Annotated in this window: 16 protein-coding genes; 9 read left to right on the forward strand and 7 right to left on the reverse strand. The window is 41.0% G+C overall.

Features of this window, described 5'->3' with window-relative positions:
* Positions 1 to 2 precede the first annotated feature (2 nt).
* From BM378_RS04005 to BM378_RS04020, 4 genes are all read left to right on the forward strand, one after another.
* Positions 3 to 1871, forward strand: coding sequence for a VWA domain-containing protein (locus tag BM378_RS04005; protein ID WP_074988662.1), 1869 nt, complete (start codon positions 3 to 5; stop codon positions 1869 to 1871).
* Positions 1865 to 3511: a BatD family protein gene (locus BM378_RS04010; RefSeq protein WP_074988663.1), complete on the forward strand. Its 1647-nt coding sequence runs from the start codon at positions 1865 to 1867 to the stop codon at positions 3509 to 3511. The genes BM378_RS04005 and BM378_RS04010 overlap by 7 nt, the downstream gene beginning before the upstream one ends.
* A 68-nt stretch (positions 3512 to 3579) precedes the next feature.
* Positions 3580 to 4143, forward strand: a complete 564-nt coding sequence (locus BM378_RS04015; protein WP_074988664.1) for a sigma-70 family RNA polymerase sigma factor — start codon at positions 3580 to 3582, stop codon at positions 4141 to 4143.
* On the forward strand, positions 4143 to 4922 hold the full coding sequence (locus BM378_RS04020; protein WP_074988665.1) for a DUF3379 family protein: 780 nt from the start codon (positions 4143 to 4145) through the stop codon (positions 4920 to 4922). The genes BM378_RS04015 and BM378_RS04020 overlap by 1 nt, the downstream gene beginning before the upstream one ends.
* 62 nt (positions 4923 to 4984) lie before the next feature.
* Here BM378_RS04020 and BM378_RS04025 read toward each other — a convergent pair whose 3' ends face one another.
* From BM378_RS04025 to BM378_RS04040, 4 genes are all read right to left on the reverse strand, one after another.
* Entirely contained in the window at positions 4985 to 6175 is a 1191-nt protein-coding gene (locus tag BM378_RS04025; protein WP_036969996.1) for an amino acid aminotransferase, read from the reverse strand.
* Between the two features lie 73 nt (positions 6176 to 6248).
* Positions 6249 to 6908: a GAF domain-containing protein gene (locus BM378_RS04030; RefSeq protein ID WP_074988666.1), complete on the reverse strand. Its 660-nt coding sequence runs from the start codon at positions 6906 to 6908 to the stop codon at positions 6249 to 6251.
* A 45-nt stretch (positions 6909 to 6953) separates the two neighbouring features.
* Positions 6954 to 8624 (reverse strand): ATP-binding SpoIIE family protein phosphatase, encoded by a 1671-nt coding sequence (locus tag BM378_RS04035; protein ID WP_074988667.1) that lies wholly within the window; start codon positions 8622 to 8624, stop codon positions 6954 to 6956.
* Positions 8624 to 8929, reverse strand: coding sequence for an STAS domain-containing protein (locus BM378_RS04040; protein ID WP_036970002.1), 306 nt, complete (start codon positions 8927 to 8929; stop codon positions 8624 to 8626). The genes BM378_RS04035 and BM378_RS04040 overlap by 1 nt, the downstream gene beginning before the upstream one ends.
* A 133-nt stretch (positions 8930 to 9062) precedes the next feature.
* Here BM378_RS04040 and BM378_RS04045 point away from each other — a divergent pair, with 133 nt between their 5' ends.
* Positions 9063 to 9392, forward strand: coding sequence for an SUI1 family translation initiation factor (locus tag BM378_RS04045; protein WP_036970005.1), 330 nt, complete (start codon positions 9063 to 9065; stop codon positions 9390 to 9392).
* A gap of 11 nt (positions 9393 to 9403) precedes the next feature.
* Here the strand turns inward: BM378_RS04045 and BM378_RS04050 are convergent, their stop codons facing one another.
* On the reverse strand, positions 9404 to 12409 hold the full coding sequence (locus tag BM378_RS04050) for a bifunctional diguanylate cyclase/phosphodiesterase (protein ID WP_143104563.1): 3006 nt from the start codon (positions 12407 to 12409) through the stop codon (positions 9404 to 9406).
* Positions 12410 to 12742: 333 nt separating this feature from the next.
* On the opposite strand from BM378_RS04050, the gene BM378_RS04055 reads away from it, so the two are divergent.
* The 3 genes from BM378_RS04055 to BM378_RS04065 all read left to right on the forward strand — a co-directional run bounded on the left by BM378_RS04055 (position 12743) and on the right by BM378_RS04065 (position 14859).
* Positions 12743 to 13894 carry a chorismate mutase gene (locus tag BM378_RS04055; RefSeq protein ID WP_036970008.1) on the forward strand — a complete coding sequence of 384 codons (1152 nt, stop codon included), beginning with the start codon at positions 12743 to 12745 and terminating at the stop codon, positions 13892 to 13894.
* Between the two features lie 144 nt (positions 13895 to 14038).
* On the forward strand, positions 14039 to 14557 hold the full coding sequence (gene dsbB / locus BM378_RS04060; protein ID WP_074988668.1) for a disulfide bond formation protein DsbB: 519 nt from the start codon (positions 14039 to 14041) through the stop codon (positions 14555 to 14557).
* Positions 14557 to 14859: a DUF6170 family protein gene (locus BM378_RS04065; RefSeq protein ID WP_036970014.1), complete on the forward strand. Its 303-nt coding sequence runs from the start codon at positions 14557 to 14559 to the stop codon at positions 14857 to 14859. Before dsbB ends, BM378_RS04065 begins: the two co-directional genes overlap by 1 nt.
* 25 nt (positions 14860 to 14884) lie before the next feature.
* Here the strand turns inward: BM378_RS04065 and BM378_RS04070 are convergent, their stop codons facing one another.
* Positions 14885 to 15178: a ComEA family DNA-binding protein gene (locus tag BM378_RS04070; RefSeq protein WP_065978764.1), complete on the reverse strand. Its 294-nt coding sequence runs from the start codon at positions 15176 to 15178 to the stop codon at positions 14885 to 14887.
* A 250-nt stretch (positions 15179 to 15428) separates the two neighbouring features.
* On the opposite strand from BM378_RS04070, the gene BM378_RS04075 reads away from it, so the two are divergent.
* A complete protein-coding gene (locus tag BM378_RS04075; RefSeq protein ID WP_074988669.1) occupies positions 15429 to 15737 on the forward strand; it encodes a YebG family protein in 309 nt (102 codons plus the stop codon).
* A 136-nt stretch (positions 15738 to 15873) separates the two neighbouring features.
* Here the strand turns inward: BM378_RS04075 and putP are convergent, their stop codons facing one another.
* On the reverse strand, positions 15874 to 17385 hold the full coding sequence (gene putP, locus BM378_RS04080; RefSeq protein ID WP_065978762.1) for a sodium/proline symporter PutP: 1512 nt from the start codon (positions 17383 to 17385) through the stop codon (positions 15874 to 15876).
* Between the last annotated feature and the right edge of the window lie 371 nt (positions 17386 to 17756).

Genomic DNA, 17756 nt, shown 5'->3' on the forward strand with positions numbered 1-17756 from the left:
GCATGGATTTTGAGTTTATTCGCCCTACCCTACTTTGGTTATTGCTGCCTGCATTGATTATTTTTAGCGTGCTATTTGTACGAAATAAAAAGCATGCTCCAGCTGATTTAATTGCACCGCACCTTGCACAATTTGTTATGAACGAAAGTCACAACAAACAAAAACAACCACTCTGGTTGGTGGCGCTATTTACCCTGCTTGCGATTGTTTTTTCGGCCGGCCCAAGCTTTGAGAAAAAACAGGTGCCCGTGTTTCAAGCAAAAAATGCACGCGTTATCGTCATGGATATGTCGTACTCAATGTTCAGTACCGACATAGCCCCCAGCCGATTAGTACAAGCGCGTTTTAAAGCACTTGATATGATTGAGCTATTTAAAGAGGGTGATACTGCACTTGTGGCCTATGCGGGGTCAGCATTTACTATTTCGCCTTTAACTAATGACGCCAGCACGTTAGCGAATCTGATTCCAAGTTTGAGTCCAGATATTATGCCAAGCAAAGGGTCAAACGTGATTGATGGCCTTGAAAAAGCCGATGATTTACTAAAGCAAGCCGGGTATTTAGACGGTGACATTATTTTGGTAACCGATGGCATTGATCAACTCGATCACGATGATATTAGTCGCTTTACTGCTCAATCGAGCTACCGCTTAAATGTCTACGGCGTTGGCACAGAACAAGGCGCCCCCATTAAGTTACCTGAAGGCGGCTTTTTGAAAGACTCACAGGGGCAAATCGTCATTCCCACTCTTAATATCAGCCGCTTAACAGCAATTGCTCGTAACAGTGGCGGCAAATTTGCGTTATATCAAACCAGTAACCAAGACATAAAAGCCTTCGCCCCCAGCGCCAACGCAGAGCGTCTCAAAGACGAAAAACAAAGCCAAACGTTATGGCGTATCGATGCAGGTATTTATGGCTTACTGATTTTAATGCCACTGGCACTCTTTTTAATCCGGAGCAGCAGCCTAGTGCTTGGTTTTATGTTTATTATGCTACTACCACAACAGCAGATACACGCCGCAGAGTTACCAGCAGTGTTTAAAAACCAAGATCAACGCGCTTTGGATGCTTATCAGCAAAAGCAGTTTGATCAGGCCGTTAATACAGATAACACCCAGCTAAAAGGAGCCGCACTTTATCAGCAAGGTAATTACCAAGCTGCGGTTGATGCTTTTAGCCAAGATAAGTCTGCAACAGGCCTTTATAACTACGGTAATGCTCTGGCTAAAGCTGGGCAGCTAGAACAAGCCATTGATGCCTATAAGCAAGCCCAACAGTTACAAGATGATTTTACTGAGGCACAAGAAAATCAAGCACTTGTTGAGCAGTTATTAAATCAACAACAGCAACAACAAGATCAACAGCAAAATTCTGACCAACAAAACAAGGATGGTCAGCAAGACGACCAGCAAAAGCAACAAGGCGATAATTCGCAGCAAGGTGAAAACAGCGAACAGAGCGAGCAACAAGAAGGTGAACAACCCTCTGAGCAAGATAAACAATCGGATCAGAAAGGTGAGCAAAGCGAGTCAAATAGCGAGCAAAAAAATAAACCTGAAATGCAATCTGAATCAGCGCAACCATCCGACTCTGGTGAACAAAAGCCTGAGCAAACACCCGAGCAAAAAGACGCGCAGCCAGAGCCGATGCAAAGTGATGAACAAGCTAAAAAAGAAGCTGAACAACAAGCTATGCAGGCACAAGCGGCTGAACTAACAAATGAAGAAAAAGAGAAAGCCCAGCAACTGAATCAGTTGCTGCGTAAAGTTCCTGATGATCCCGCTATCTTATTAAGAAATAAAATGCAGTTAGAAGCACAAAAACGAAACTATCAACGTCGTCCACGAGGAGCCGAAAAATCATGGTAATGCGATTATTATGTTGTTTATTGCTAATCGCGGCAGCGCCGCTTTGGGCCGCCACCCAACTACAGGCCAGTGTTGATAAAAACCCCGTCCTTGCGGGCGAATTTTTTATCCTCACTATTTCTGCAGACGACACGATTAACAGTGAACAACCCGACACGTCTGTATTATTAAAAGACTTTGTCGTTGGGCCAACCAGTGTGAGCTCACGCACAAACATTATTAACGGCGAAATTAGTAAACAAACTAATTGGTCTGTAAAACTCATGACGCGTAAGGAAGGCACCTACACTATTCCTGCTTTTACGGTGGCAGGTGTAAGTTCAAAACCAATTCAACTTAGCGTTTCTAAACGCAGCCAATCGTCAGAGCAAAATAAAGATGCGTTTATAAAAACCAGTCTCAAGCCAAACAACTTATATGTTCAAGAAGCAGGTGTTTACACAGTTAAACTGTACTTAGACAATAACAAAGAACTGCTCGATGGTAACCTAACGACACCAGTCATGGCAGACGCTGAACTAACCCCTATTAACAAGCAATCAGAAAGCTATGAACTGATTGACGGTAAACGGTATTTAGTGATCACCCGTGAATACTTAGTACAACCACAAAAAAGTGGCATTCACACCATAACAGCCCCTGTGTTTAATGGCCGTATTCGTCAAGACTATCGCCAAATGGAAATCTCTGCGATGGGCGAAGATATTGACGCAGAAATCAAACCGATTCCTGATAACTACTCTGGTGCTTGGTTGCCAAGTGAGCTGGTTAACCTTGATGAGCAATGGCAACCAAAAGATGACACTGTAGAAGTTGGCACCCCGATTACGCGCACCATTACTTTAACGGCACTGGGCGTGACTAAAGAGCAGCTTCCTGATATCGATATGCCGCAAGTGCAAGGTTTTAGAAGCTACCCTGACGAAAAAGAGAACAATCACCTTGTTCGCGATGGCCGCGTCATTTCTCAGCAAACAGCCTCTTATGCTTTATTACCGCAAACCCCGGGAACGTATACACTGCCCGAAATCAAGCTGCCTTGGTTCAACACTAAAATTAATCGTATAAGCTATGCAACAATCCCTGCACGCTCGATTACCGTCGTACCAAGCACTAACCCGCTCACGCCACCTCAAGCAGCTGTTACAGCGCCTACAGAGCAAGCAGCCACGCCTAGCTTAAATAACAGCACACCTGCTGTCGTTACTCAGTTAAGTACGCCAACTTGGCTGATAATTATTGCCGTTGCCGGTTACATACTGTGGTTAGTGACACTGGTGCTGTATTTTAAAAAACGCCCTCAATCAACAGGAGAGTCAACGCACACTTCAGCGACGACTTCATCCTCATTACCCGAGCTTAAAAAGTTAGCTAAGCAAGGTAAATACACTGCGTTTTATAGTGCATTAAGTCGCTATGCAAAACACCACACAGGAAAAACAACGGGGGCTTTAGACTCATTGTTAGCCACACTAAACGATGAATCATTAAACACTGAAATTGCCAAATTACGTGCAAAACTCTATAGTTCATCGCATGAAAAACCTGATTTAGTGCTAATTGTTAATCAGCTTAACCAGGCTGAAAAACACCCTAAATCGGCAGCACAAAATCAGACATTGAAAAATCTTTACGATTAAAATCAATTAATAGTAATAAAATAATGAAAAATAACGGCTAATCTTGAGGTTAGCTGTTATTAAAAATAATGAATAATATCAGAAATTTTTTTTCTGATAGGCAGGTCTTAATTACTATGACAGAAAAACAGAAGCGATATGAAGCGCTGGTTCATATCTACCACAGTGAGCTTTTTCGCTTTGCATATTGGTTGTGTCGTGATCAAAGTGTTGCCGAAGACTTAGTGCAGGAAACCTTCCTGAGAGCTTGGCGTGCCTTGGATTCGCTTCAAGATCAGCACGCGGTTAAACCCTGGCTTTTAACCATACTAAGGCGCGAAAACGCCCGTCGTTTTGAGCGTAAACAATTTGACTACGCCGACGTTGAAAACGAGACGCTAGTAGATGAAAGAAGCACAACCTTAGACGCTGAAATGGAACAAACAGTGATCCAACGACAGATTGGAAAGTTAGCAGATGAATATCGAGAACCATTACTCTTACAAGTTGTAATGGGGTGTTCTGGCGATGAGATTGCCGAGATCCTCGATTTAAATAAAAATACCGTTATGACACGTCTTTTTCGTGCCAGAAACCAGCTTAAAGAGGCTTTAAGCAGTGATGATGACCAACTTAGAGGAGCATCAAAGTAATGGATGAACTCGAGTTTCGCCGCCGCATCCTCGCCGAACCAAGCACGATTGATAAGGACCTTGAAACGTTTGCCGAGCAGGACACAGAAAAACACGCATTTATTAATGATGTGCGAGCACTTGATGCTGAAATTCACAGCGCATTAAATGTACCCGTGCCCGAAAACCTTGCCGCACGCATTATTGAAAACACCTATGCCGCTGAGGAGCATCGTACTGAAGAGCAAACGGCTGAGGAGCAAACGGCTGAGCAACCACTTGACACAATTATTGAGGCAAAATCTCGATTCGCCTTTAAGCGCCTTTATTTAGCTGCAGCAGCGTCGTTTTTAGTCGCCGTAAGTATTTTCTTTGTCACCAACAAACAACATACTCTCTACAGTGTCGGTGAACATGCTTTTGCACATTTATACCATGAGATTGGATCGCTTGATAAACACGAGGCAATTGATCTTGCCTATGTGAACAAAAAGTTTGCCACGATCGGCGGACACTTAGATGAGCTACCAGGTAAAGTAACGTACCTTACGTTTTGTGATTTCCAAGGTAAAAAAGGCCTGCATTTAGTATTTGAATCTGATTTTGGCCCAATGACAGTTTTTATTGTCCCATCTGATGAACAGCCCTTTGGCACTGGCGCTGAAGATTTCAGCGACGAACGCTTTGCTGGACATATAAACCGAGGTGAGCGAGCAGATACAATACTCATTGCCAGTATCGGCGCACCACTTGATAGCTATAACAGTATGCTCAACAGTGCCATTCGCTGGCTACATTAGCGAAACAGCAGATAGAAAAAAACCGCACGTCGTGCGGTTTTTTTTTGACATACATTAATGTCTTATTTGCATACATCAGCAACTGCGTTAGCAAAGTAGTCAATGTTTGTATCACTGATACCAGCAACATTTACTCGGCTAGAGCCAACGATGTAGATTGAATAGTCTTTTTGTAAACGATCAATTTGCTCTTTATTGATGCCTAAGAAAGAGAACATCCCGTTTTGACGGTCAATAAATGAGAAATCTTGCGCAATACCTTTCGCTGCGAGGCTTTCTTTAATTAGAGTACGTAAACCATTAATACGGTTACGCATTTCATCAAGCTCATCATGCCACATTTGTGTCAGTTCAGTGCTGCTTAAAATAGTGCTTACAATATCAGCACCGTGAGCAGGAGGCATTGAGTAAATACTACGCACAACGCTTAATAGCACAGAATTTGACACATCGGCCGTTGCCGCATCTTTGGCGATGATAGAGCATGCACCAATACGCTCACGGTATAAGCCAAAGTTTTTCGAGCAAGAAGAACAAATGATCATCTCATCGACGGCTGCTGCTAACTTACGTAAGCCTGCAGCATCTTCTTCTAAGCTTGAACCAAACCCTTGGTAAGCGATATCGATAAGAGGTGTAAAACCAACTTCGACAGCAAGGTCTGCAACCGTGCTCCATTGTTCTGCATTTAAATCCATACCACTTGGGTTATGACAACATGCATGGAATAACACAACATCACCCTTTGGCACTTGCTTTAAGGTATTGATCATCTCATCGAATAACAGGTCTTTATTCTCGTAATCGTAATAAGGGTATTCTTTAACTGTTAAACCAGCCGCTTCAAATAGGCTAATGTGGTTTGCCCATGTTGGCGTTGTTACCCACACTGTCGCGTCTTTGTTACAACGCTTGATAAATTCAGCCGCAACGCGAAGCGCACCTGTACCACCGGGTGCTTGTGCTGTGCGTACACGGTTTGCTAATAGTGCTGGATGCTCGCCCAGTAATAAGTTTTCCATTTTTTGGCAGTAATCTAAGTTACCCGCCAAGCCAATGTACGATTTACTGGTTTCGTTTTCTAAACGAAACGCTTCCGCTTTTTTAACCGCTTTAAGTACAGGCGTATTGCCTTGCTCATCCTTATAAACACCGACACCCAAATCAATTTTATTTGGATTTGTGTCTTGTTTAAAGGCCGCCATTAGGCCAAGAATAGGGTCTGTTGGTAATGGTTTTAATTCTGAGAACATTGACTATCTCTTTTTATAGGGGTTAGCGTTGCCACTAGCTTAACATAAAAACCCAGCCTAATTACTAGTTAAATTAGACCAAGAGTTGAGGAATTTTGATACAACAAGCCACCAGTAAAGCAAGGGTTTGCTTATCAAAGAAATCATTATTAAATGCTTCAGCATCAATAATACCTAAGCACTCATTTTGTTGTGAAAGTAGCGGCAAACATGTCTCTGCTTTCACGTTGGGATCACACGTATAATATTCACCGCCCTTGGCAAGGTAATCAGCAACATTGTTAATAACTCGGCCACGCTTAGATAACGCGACTTGCACATTGTTACTGCCTTTAGCAAAGGCCTCTGTTATAGGAAACAAAGGACGACTTGGGGCACCATGGTAAACTAATTTTAATAACTGCTTACCTTCATCCGTTGCTGTCGCTTGATAAATACCAAACCAGTCCACCTGAGTTTTTTCAACAACAAAATCAATAATTTGTTGTAGTTTTGCCAGCTTAGCAGTGTTCTCTGCGTTATTAGCGACATAATCACTCAGCTTGAATGGCTCATCCTGTAAATAACCAAACAGACTACAGGCACCACCTTCACCTAATTCAGGGATTTGATACTGCCAGCGTACTTCTGGTAACTCTGCATCTGCTAGGTATTGTTCTAGATACGATAATTGCTCAGCAACAAGGTTTTCTGGTAAATCAAGCTGCGCAATTGATAAGTAAGTTGAAATCATTTAGCCATCCAAACATCTATAATGGCAGAATCATAACATGCGTTGTTAGTGTGAGCTAGTGCTTGATGAGGATAATTGATAACAAATTTCGACTTGGTTCCCAGCGGCATTAAATGAAATATGAGAGGCTATTTCACCTAGTAAACTTAACCCCCTACCATGCTCTCGCATTAAGCTTTGATCTGAGGCATGTGCCTTAGCAAAGCCATTTCCAGAATCACACACCGTAAAATACAACGCTAAGTTATCTGGGCAATAACGAATATCAATAATAATTAAAGCGTCGCTTAGAGTGGCAAGTGCGGTGTCTCTTTCTTGGTAATAAACTAAAAAACCATCTTCTTGATTTTTAATCTCAGAATCTAAACCTAACACCCCATGATCTAAAGCATTATTGTATGCCTCAGACAATATTAAAAATATATTTGCGCGATGCGCGTTCAAGCCCGCTACTTGGGTGAGCACATCCACAACCTCTAACACCGGATCTGTGCTTTTTATTTGCTTTGAATTCAGGCTCAAAGAAAAGTTAAACGGTAAAGGAGAAAAAGGCTCTGCCGCTTGTTCTGGTTCAGGAACAGGTAAACAATTTAATAGCACTAAACTCAAATCGTCTTGTTGTTCGTTACCTTGCGCAAATTTATTTACCCGCTCTAACACCTGCGCTGTTGTAATGTTTTCTTTTGAACACAAGGCTTCTTTAAAACGCGTCTCGCTAAAAAAATCACCTTGAGGATTGGCCGTTTCAATAATGCCATCGGTAGCCATCACAACGCGTGAGGTTGGCTCGACTTCGATATGTATTAGACCGCGTTCAAATTCATCTCCCTCAAGTATTCCCAGTGCCATATGCTGGGACTCTAAGGTACGTGTAATTTCGCCTTTATCGTTAATGATATAGGTGTCAGGTAAGCCGCCAAGCCACGCAGATAAACTGCGTCCAGAATGGCTAAGCTCTAATATTGTCGCAGCACAGAACATGTGCCCAGGTAATAAATTAGCCAAAACAGCATTAATTTCAGCAGCAATATCACTCACTGACATGCCTTTACTCACCATGGTATAAAACACTCGTGATACTGGCAGGGCCCCAACTGCAGCCGCTAAGCCATGGCCGGTAAAATCCCCAAGCATGCAATATAAACTGCCTATGGGACTTTGCGCGACGAGAAACATGTCACCATTAAACATGGCAGCGGGTGAAAGATGAAAATCGAGGTGTTGCGTAAATAGCTTTTGATTTTCTAACGCATTATTAAAGATATGCTCAACGATTTCGTGTTCGCGTTCAACTTGATTTTGGTGATACTCAAGTTGTAAATTTTGTTCTCGCGCCTTTTGGCTTAAGTTTCTTATTCGGCTGTGCGCCTTAATTTTTGCGTTTAAAATCACTTCTTGAAACGGCTTATGAAGAAAATCATCTCCGCCTACCGCTAAACAACGTTCAAAACTGGCTTCGTCTTCAAGCGACGTAATAAAAATAATGGGGAGATAAACTTGGCTAAAACGCTCTTTTATTATTGCAGCTGTTTCAAAGCCATCCATAACCGGCATAATGACATCAAGTAGCACAATATCAATACTGTGCTCTGCCAGTAATTTTAGCGCCATCAAGCCATTTTCAGCGTTATAAACTCGATAGCCTTGTTGCTCTAACATCACGGTTAACATGCGACGATTTAGAGCAAGATCGTCAACAACCAGGATATTAAGCATTAATCAATGTCGAACTTTTTATCGAAACGAGAAATTTGCAGAATCTTTTTTAGCTGCGGCTGACAATTACTAATTTGAATATTATCAACTTTTCCCGTAAGGTTTTTTTTCATATTTAGTAACATACCCAGCGCAGAGCTATCCATGTAATCAGTTTCTCTTAAATCGATTACAATCTTATTTATGTTATCGCTTAAGTCAGCGTATGCCTGACGAAAAGATTGCACCAGATTAAAATCAAACTTTCCTTTGATTTGTACAGTTAAAATAGCGCCATCAGCAGAAGTGCTGCGCGTCAAACTCATAATAAACTCCTAATAAACAAATCTTTTCTAAGACATATCTAAATATAACTGCTTAGAAGAAATAAGCCAAAAATTAAAACACTTAAGAGGAAATTTGTTATCATTTAGGCAAGCTTTTATAACGAGTATCACTATGAGCGATAATAATCTAGTTTATTCAACAGCCACTGGACGCATTGAGCAACCTAAAGAAACAAAGCCTTTGCAAAGTAAGGTGTTTAAAGATGGCTTCCTTCGCATTGAACGTCAAACCAAAGGACGTAAAGGCAAAGGTGTCATGCTTGTTGTTGGCATTGACGCTGAACAACATGATCTTAAAAAGCTCGCCAAAACCATTAAAAGTAAAATGGGCCAAGGCGGTGCAGTAAAAGACGGTATTATTGAGGTTCAAGGCGACGACCGAGAAAAGCTTAAAGCGATTCTCGAAGCGCTCAAATTTAAAGTTAAAATCGCAGGGGGCTAAAAAGCCCCCTTTTAATTAACGTCTTCTATATGGCTCAAGCGCTCAAAAAGTGCTGGCAGCTGCGCTTCGGACACCGGCTTACTGTAATAGTAACCCTGTACAATATAGCAGTTGTTGTTTTGTAAAAACTCAACTTGCTCTATCGTTTCGACACCTTCAGCAACAACATTAAGCTTTAACTTTTGCGCCATAGCAATAATCGCCGCGGTGATTTCCATGTCATTGGTTTCCTCAGGGATATCTTTTACAAATGAGCGGTCGACTTTGAGAATATCAACAGGAAAACGTTTCAAGTAACTCAGCGATGAATAACCTGTGCCAAAATCGTCAATAGAGATTGATACGCCCAATGCTTTAAGCTGATGCAACTGCAAAATTGCCGCTTCAACATGCCCCATCAACATACTTTCAGTTAATTCTAAATGAAGTCGCTTAGGCTCAACCCCTGTTTGTTTAATGATCTTATCGAGTGTCGAAACCAAATTAGCGTCTTTAAACTGGCGTGCCGATAAGTTGATTGAAATATTATTTTTTAGGTTTTTACTCGCTAAACGCGCAGCAAACTCACACGCTTCTTGAAGAACCCACGCCCCTAATTCAACAATTAAACCGGTTGCCTCTGCAATCGGAATAAACTTAGTCGGTGGGATCATGCCTTCTTTAGGGTGGAACCAACGAATAAGCGCTTCATAGCCAACCACTTGCTGATTTCGGCTATCAACTTGAGGTTGATAATAAACCTCAAACTGACGCTCACGAATGCCATTACGTAGCTCATTTTCAATGAACAACCGCTCATTCGCAGCGGCGTTTAATTCTTGGCTGTAGAAGTGGAAAGTATTTCGTCCTTTTGCTTTCGCCTCATACATAGCCAAATCGGCATGTTTAAGTAATTGATCTTCTTCTTGGCTATCAAATGGTGCCATTGTAATGCCTATACTCGCACTGATAATCACTTCATTATTACCAAGTTTGATTGGCTCATTGAGCGTTCTTTGAATCGTATTTGCCACTTCCATTGCATGTGTTTGATGCTCAATACCACTTAACAGTACGGCAAATTCATCGCCTCCGAGTCGGGCAATCGTATCTTCTGTGCGTAAACGTTTTTTCAAACGGTTAGCCACTTCGACCAATAACTGATCACCAGCATCGTGACCTAAAGTGTCGTTAATTCGCTTAAATTCATCTAGGTCAAAATAAAATAACGCAAACGCATAATGTCCACGCTCTGCAAGCGCCATCGATTTACGTAGTTGCATTCTAAAGAACGTTCGGTTGGCAAGTCCGGTTAGTGTATCGAAATAAGCTAACTGCTCCATCTTACGTTGGCTTTCTTTTACAAACGAAATATCCTGCGCTGATGCAACATAACTGGTAATTTTTCCGCCATCTTCACGAATCGGCGAAATACTTAATGACACCCATACAGATTGGCGCTCATTGGCTTGTAACAGTGTATCGCCACGCCAATAATTTCGGCTTCTTAAATCAACATCTATGTCGTCAACCAAAATGGCCATTTCTTGCGATATGATGCTCATTAAAGGCGAGCCAATAAAGTAGCGCTCTTCAAACCCAGTCATCTCAACCATTTTCGGATTGACGTACTCAATTTCAAAATCTTGGTTGGTGATGACAACACCGGTTCCAGAGAATGCCACCGCTTTTGATAATCGGTTAGCCGCTTTTTCGGCAATTTCTTTTTCACTGATACGCTGATTTAAACCATCAATTAGCTTTCTGATTTCTATCGCCATATCTTTAAATGAGCCATTGAGGGTGCCAATCTCATCTTTATTTGCGTACGGAAACTCTGTTTGCAATTGCCCTTTGCCAAAGCTGACAACGGCATTAACTAACGAGTGGATACGGCGCAGAACAAGCTGGTAAAGCGCTTGATGTAACAACAGTGCGACTAAGATGGCATATAAAATAAACAGTCCAAAAAACTTAACTTTTAACTCTTCTAAGGCAGACAACGCCGAAGAACGCTTTTTATAAATACCAATGTACCAGTTAAGGCCTTCTACTTTACGAATATTGATAATGTGTGTTTCGCCGCCTTGCACAAATGAATTTGCAGATTCAGGTAATTTAGAACGAATAGTCTCTGAGACGAGCGTTTGTAAATCCGCATTAACAAAGTCTTTTGTCAGTAGTTTTTTACCTTCGCGACCATATTCTTCTAATGTCGATTTATCTAAGTCGGGATGCGCAAGTAACTGTCCTTTTGCATCAAACACAAATAAATGTTGCTCGCGATCACCAATTGGTAATTGAGCAAGTAAGGTTTCTAGCGCAATATCACTGCCTGTGACACCAAAAAATTCATTATTGTGGTAAACCGGAACCAATACACTCACCACCCATTTATGCCAAATGGTGTCGTAGTAAACTTTTGACCAGACTGCTTCTCGGCTTGGGTTTAATGCTTCTTGTGCGTAGTTAAATGTTTCGCCTTTTGTAAAATCAAACTCAGCAGGTACATTGAGTGCCCAGTTTGGTGGCGCGATACGTATAAAATTATCTTTACTGACTAAATAAAAATTAAAGAAATCTTGAATAAGTGTCGGTGACACTATTTTCCATAATGACTCGGAATCGTTAATCAGCCTTTTATAAAAAGCGGAATAGTTATCTTGAGGAATAAAAGCGGCGGAGAGTCCATCTGCAGACGTACTGCGTATGCTGCCATCAACAGCAAATTTAATATCGGCATTGTGATTACTTTGCAAGTGAGACTCGTTAAGTAATAACTGGCTAGTAACGACATTATTCGCTTGTTCAGCAATATTTGTTTTTGTTTTTATCAAGCCGTTAAATTGACGACTTAAGCGTTCACTCGAATGCTTTAAAAGTTCGTGTTCTTCAAAAACGAGCTGCTTTTCTTCTGATTTAAGCATTAATGCCGCTGCACAAATACCCGCAATTAAACAAATTGCAGAAATCAGCAGCGATAGCTTCATACTTAACGAATTCACACCAAAACGAGATGGCGGGCGTCGATACACCACAGGACTACCTTATTAATAATTGTTATTATTTATTATCCAAAAACAAATATACCAGATTCATTTTTAGATTTATAAATTTTTTATGAAGATTGATGAATTTTCATAACTAATCCATGTGTTTTGCAAATTCCTTCGATATGCTGTTGACTTTATAAACGACACTTCTTACATTAACTGGATGAAACACATTATTTCTCGCACTTATTTTTCGTTTTTTAGCTTCTTTAGATAGAGGAGGCTTAACTGTTTGCGAGATAAATTCACCGAATAGCTAAAGCCTCCCTCTTGGGAGGCTTTTTTGTTTGTGCACTGTTTTGGAATGAGGAAACCAACATGAGCAACGATGCATTAAATGCGTTACGACACGATATCAATGAAATAGATTCCGATTTATTAGTATTACTCGCAAAACGACGACGTATTAGTCACAGTGTTGTTGAATATAAAATTGCCAACAATAAACCGATTCGCGATGAAGCCCGCGAACAAGCATTGCTTGAAAAGCTAATAAGCTATGGAAAGTCGCTGGGGTTAGACGCCTACTACATTAATAATGTGTTCCAGACTATTTTGGAAGACTCCGTATTAAATCAACAGGCCATGTTACAAAAAAGCCTGAACCCAGATGCAATGAGCGAAACGCATCGTGTGGCATATTTAGGTGGTCAGGGCTCATACAGCCAATTAGCGTGTCATAAATACTTTAGCCGCCGCCCGGGTAAGGTCATAGAAATAGGCTGCTCGAGCTTTGAGCAAATCACGGGGAAAGTTGAAAATGGCCAAGCCGACTTTGGCTTGTTACCAATTGAAAACACAAGTTCGGGCAGTATCAATGAAGTCTTTGATTTATTACAACACGCCCAAGTTTCTATTGTAGGTGAAGTCACTCACAGTGTTGAGCATTGTTTACTTGCAATACCGGGCACTGAGCTTTCACACATCAATAAAATATATGCGCATCCACAACCTTTCGCACAGTGCAGTCGTTTTGTGCAAGGGCTCGGTGATATCCAACATGAAACCTGTGATTCGACATTTCACGCGCTACAATCCGCAGTTGAGAACCCGAATAGTGCGGCCATTGGCTCTGCTCAAGCGGGTAAAAATGTTGGCCTCGAGGTTGTTAAGTCTGGACTTGCAAACCAAAGTGAAAACCACAGCCGCTTTATTGTTGTTGCACGTAAACCATTGCAAGTCTCTAAACAAATCCCCACTAAAACAAGTTTGATTATGGCAACTAAACAGCAAGCAGGTTCGCTTGCAGATGCCTTAATGATATTTAAACACCATCAAATTAACCTTGTAAAACTAGAGTCTCGACCAGTGCCAGGAAATCCATGGGAAGAAGTGTTTTACGTTGATTTAGAAGCAAACCTAGATGATGCACATGTAAAACAAGCGCTAGAAGAGCTAAAAGAGCATACCCAATACACACGCGTACTGGGTTGTTATCAAAGTGAATCTCTACAAGCTGTGAGTGTTTAACCTTCATTCATACACATTAAGTAAAGGAGCCGTTGGCTCCTTTACTATTTATCTGCGTTGTTTTTACGAATATTCATCGCAGGCACTTGCACCCTGCGCAGTCCCTAAGCATAATCTTGAAAACAATTAGAAATGAGATTTTTCATGAGTTGGTTAGCTGAGTTAGCAAACAAAAGAACCCCTTGGGTATTATTAGCCTTAACGGCACTCGCATTTGAAATAACAGCCCTGTTTTTTCAATATAATATGGGTCTAGAACCCTGTATTATGTGCATATACCAACGCACAGCGATGCTTGGTCTCTTAGCCGCGGGTATCATTGGAGCAATAAACCCACACGCTGTAACCTACCGATTAATCGCCTTTGCAACGTGGGGAGTCTCTGCCATTTGGGGCTACTTTATCGCAAAAGAGCACATTGCTATGCAAAACAACACAGATCCATTTGCATTTAGCTGTGCGTTTGAGCCAAATTTTCCTAGTTTCATGCCCCTACATGAATGGATCCCGCACTTTTTCGCAGCAACAGGAGACTGTGGCAACATTGATTGGCAATTTGCGTCAATGAGTATGCCCGCATGGATGGAAGTCATCTTTGCCGCATATTCAATTGTTTTTGTCGGGGTTTTAGCAAGCCGCTTACTAGTCAAAAAGTCACTGTAATGATTTACTTTTTTAGCAGTCAAATTCCTGAATTAAAGACCTTTAAAGTAAGGCAGCGTCAGCAGATAATAGCAATTGCACTGAGCCACTTAAGCCCAATGCATAAAATCGTTTTATCTGTGTGCAAACTGGCATTTTTAGCGCCCTTGTTTCTAGGCCTTGCCTACTTTGAAGGTTGGATGCTTTTACCTTGGTTATTATTAGCGGGATTAAGCTACCCATTAATCACAACGCCGGTTGAAAATATGTTCGCTCAACCTCACCTGCGAAAAGCGATACAAGAGTTTAAACAGGGCGAATAGACGCCCTGTTTAAATTACTATTTAGTTAAAGCGAAATTTTTCCTTCTATTTTAGCGAATAATTTATCACCAATCCCCTTAACCTCTTTCAGTTGCTTAACTGATTTAAATGGGCCTTGATTCTTACGATGCTCAACAATGGCTTGAGCCTTCGATTTACCAATGCCAGGTAACTGAGAAAGTTGCTCTACAGTGGCTTTATTGATACTCACTTTTTGAATTTTTGTTTGCACTGACTCAGCTGGTTTTTCAGCGAGTGCCTGAGTCGCCGGCAGTAATGCAAGACTTGCTGCAAATAGTAAACTTGATAATAACTTCATTGTTTCCTCCATGATGTCCTTACGTGGACTGTTAAATAGTCTCGTCACCGAACACTAATTCCATTACATTCGTCACTAATTTGGTGACAAACTAAATAAAGTCAATTTATGCCTTTTTGTCAAATTAATGTCATAAAAAATACACACACGCAGCTTGCAAATTCGGCCCCAAACGATTACTGTATATAAAAACAGTAATCAAAGTAGCGATTACACGCTGCAAATGCCACGCTTGAATGCAGGAGAAATCATGGCTGTTGTTGTTAAATATGTTGTAGAAAGAAACGGAGTCGAGCGCATGACGTTTACTACCAAAAAAGAAGCTGATGCGTACGATAAAATGCTCGACATCGCTGAGTCGTTAGAGCTCATGCTTGAGAAGGTAGATGTACCATTAAGTGAGCAACAAATTGAATCTCTAGCCCTTGAAATAGCAAAAGAAAAAGACCAATTTATGGCTGTCCTAAAAGGCGCTAAAGAACTGCCTAGCAAACCGAAAAAAGCCAAATCAGCAGACACAGATAAAGTCGCTGATATAAAAGAAAAAGCAGCCAGTTAATATCCCTTACTTTAGCAGCGGATATTATTCATCAAAGTAACCGGTCACTCTTAAAGTAGAGTTAAAAAATTAACACAAAAAAGGGCAACTTATGTTGCCCTTTTTAATTACATTCTAAAGAATGACACTTAGCGTCCTAAAGTGACGATTCAACTTCATCAAATAATTGTGTAATTTCTTGTTTTGGCTCTGATGTGTTCAAGCTAACGACCACAATGGCAATACTTGATAAGATAAAGCCCGGTACAATTTCATAAATAATGGCACTTAACTTTTCACCATCAATCGTAATCGGTGCATAAATCCAAAACAGCACTGTCGCAGCGCCCACAACCATTCCCGCTATTGCCCCTTGTAGGTTCATTCGTCTCCAATAAAGGCTAAGCAACACTAACGGTCCAAATGCAGCACCAAACCCTGCCCATGCATTGCTCACTAAATCTAATATAGAGTTATCACGGTCATAAGCTAAGTAGATAGCAAAAACGGCAACCAACATCACACTAACACGACCAATTAATACCAACTCTTTTTGAGACGCGTCGCGATTCAGGTAAATTTTATAAAAATCCTCAGTCAAAGAGCTCGAACACACTAATAACTGCGAAGAAATAGTACTCATGATCGCTGCTAAAATTGCGGCTAGGAGAAAACCTGCGATCAGTGGGTGGAAAATGAGTTCAGATAAAACTAAGAAAATTGTTTCTTTATCGTCGATTGGCATTTGGTTTTCAAGCATATAAGCCGCACCGAATAAACCAGTAAATACAGCACCAATTGCAGACAATGTCATCCAAGACATACCAATACGACGCATGGTAGGCATATCTTTGACAGAGCGCACTGACATAAAGCGGACAATAATATGTGGCTGACCAAAATAACCTAAGCCCCAAGCCATTGCCGAAATAATCGCAATTGTCGAGCCACCTGCAAACCAATCCATCATGTTAAGTGCATGAATTTCTGTTTCTTTGGGTGAGCTTAATAATAGGTCATAGCGAGCATTAGCCAAGGTGTCCATGAAAGGCTGATCAAGCATTGTAAAAGTCGCAATTGGCACAGCTAATAACGAGATAAACATAATACAGCCTTGCACAAAGTCTGTTAAACTTACTGCAAGAAATCCACCAAACAAGGTATACACAACCACAACACCCGTGGTGATATAGAGCCCCATTTCGTAGCTCATATTAAATGAGTTTTCGAATAATTTACCACCGGCAACAACACCTGATGAGGTATAAAGAGTAAAGAAGACAATGATCACAATGGCAGAAATAACGCGAAGAATATTCTTATTATCATCGAATCGATTAGCGAAGTAGTCTGGGATAGTAATCGAGTCATTCGCCTTTTCGGTATACACACGTAATCGCGGCGCTACGAGGAAATAGTTTGCCCAAGCACCTAATACGAGTCCTATTGCAATCCAAACTTTACTTAAACCAAATAAATACATTGCACCTGGCAGGCCCATTAACAGCCAACCACTCATGTCAGACGCACCTGCCGATAACGCAGCTACACTGGGTGATAAATTACGCCCACCTAGCATATAACCCGATACATCGTCAGTTGATTGCTTATAGGCATAAAGCCCTATTCCCAACATAACAATGAAGTACAATGCTAACGAAATTATCATTCCTGTTTCCAAATCAGCCTCCAAAAATTAATCAATGTAGGCTTCTAATCCAAATAATGACTCGCAAGTTACTTAGTTTTAAGACATTATTGGGATAAAAGCCGGTATCACACACGACTATATCATGCTTGTGCCCCACAACTCCAATTAAGCCGATGAGCTGTATAATTTACAATAACAACGGTTTGCTAACAATTTTTCTGATATTTAATTCAAGTTATAGAATTTAAGCACAATTTATCTTAGTCTTAAGGTCTTGAACAAGAGAATAAAATTACGTTTCCCGCATAAAATTTATTTAACTAATGCTATTTTAAGCTCAATGCAATATATTGCGGGAAGGAAATGAATTAACAGATGTGGACTTGCTT

The organism is Pseudoalteromonas lipolytica (assembly GCF_900116435.1).
Classification (GTDB): Bacteria; Pseudomonadota; Gammaproteobacteria; order Enterobacterales; family Alteromonadaceae; genus Pseudoalteromonas; species Pseudoalteromonas lipolytica.

Bases quoted from the DNA above. Each gene is read 5' to 3' on its own strand.
- BM378_RS04025 (WP_036969996.1), bottom strand. From the start codon at position 6,175: ATGTTCTCAGAATTAAAACCATTACCAACAGACCCTATTCTTGGCCTA.
- BM378_RS04035 (WP_074988667.1), bottom strand. From the start codon at position 8,624: ATGCTTAATATCCTGGTTGTTGACGATCTTGCTCTAAATCGTCGCATG.
- BM378_RS04015 (WP_074988664.1), top strand. From the start codon at position 3,580: ATGAATAATATCAGAAATTTTTTTTCTGATAGGCAGGTCTTAATTACT.
- BM378_RS04040 (WP_036970002.1), bottom strand. From the start codon at position 8,929: ATGAGTTTGACGCGCAGCACTTCTGCTGATGGCGCTATTTTAACTGTA.
- dsbB (WP_074988668.1), top strand. From the start codon at position 14,039: ATGAGTTGGTTAGCTGAGTTAGCAAACAAAAGAACCCCTTGGGTATTA.
- BM378_RS04005 (WP_074988662.1), top strand. From the start codon at position 3: ATGGATTTTGAGTTTATTCGCCCTACCCTACTTTGGTTATTGCTGCCT.
- BM378_RS04065 (WP_036970014.1), top strand. From the start codon at position 14,557: ATGATTTACTTTTTTAGCAGTCAAATTCCTGAATTAAAGACCTTTAAA.
- BM378_RS04045 (WP_036970005.1), top strand. From the start codon at position 9,063: ATGAGCGATAATAATCTAGTTTATTCAACAGCCACTGGACGCATTGAG.
- BM378_RS04075 (WP_074988669.1), top strand. From the start codon at position 15,429: ATGGCTGTTGTTGTTAAATATGTTGTAGAAAGAAACGGAGTCGAGCGC.
- BM378_RS04030 (WP_074988666.1), bottom strand. From the start codon at position 6,908: ATGATTTCAACTTACTTATCAATTGCGCAGCTTGATTTACCAGAAAAC.
- BM378_RS04020 (WP_074988665.1), top strand. From the start codon at position 4,143: ATGGATGAACTCGAGTTTCGCCGCCGCATCCTCGCCGAACCAAGCACG.
- BM378_RS04010 (WP_074988663.1), top strand. From the start codon at position 1,865: ATGGTAATGCGATTATTATGTTGTTTATTGCTAATCGCGGCAGCGCCG.
- BM378_RS04070 (WP_065978764.1), bottom strand. From the start codon at position 15,178: ATGAAGTTATTATCAAGTTTACTATTTGCAGCAAGTCTTGCATTACTG.
- putP (WP_065978762.1), bottom strand. From the start codon at position 17,385: ATGATAATTTCGTTAGCATTGTACTTCATTGTTATGTTGGGAATAGGG.
- BM378_RS04055 (WP_036970008.1), top strand. From the start codon at position 12,743: ATGAGCAACGATGCATTAAATGCGTTACGACACGATATCAATGAAATA.